This window comes from Helicobacter didelphidarum, assembly GCF_003364195.1.
GTDB lineage: Bacteria > Campylobacterota > Campylobacteria > Campylobacterales > Helicobacteraceae > Helicobacter_A > Helicobacter_A didelphidarum.
Genome location: NZ_NXLQ01000222.1, coordinates 1 through 425, shown reverse-complemented (window position 1 = coordinate 425; position 425 = coordinate 1). Strand labels below are relative to the sequence as shown.

Below are 425 nucleotides of genomic sequence, written 5' to 3'. Positions count from 1 at the left end.
CACTACACACAAACCACGCAATTTGCCCACTTGTGATAGAATCTAGTCCTTTGGATTCTAGCTTTGCTTTGATATGTGAGTAAATAGGGATTTTCACTAGACTTTCCTTTATTTTTTGCATTATTTTATTATAGCATATTGATTATTCTCATAGACTTTACCCCAATGATTGCTTTTAGATTCTACAGGAGCGAATCCAAAGAATCCCTCAATATCTCTTATATTACTTGTTTCGCTTTGGATAAAATCATTTAATGCATCTTTATATTGCTTATAATAACAAAATGTAAATCTTTTGAGAGCTTCTTTTGCAGGGATTGTTATATCTTTATAACCTTGACGAAAGAATAAATAATCTTCATCTAATTCTTCATAAATAGCTTCATCTTTTTGCTCTATCCATTTCTCTTTATTAGCTTCATTGT

At 30.4% G+C, this 425-nt stretch carries 1 pseudogene; it reads right to left on the bottom strand.

Annotated features, from left to right (window positions below):
• Positions 1–120: 120 nt before the first annotated feature.
• Positions 121–425: pseudogene (locus CQA53_RS12025) on the bottom strand (hypothetical protein); the annotation flags it as partial.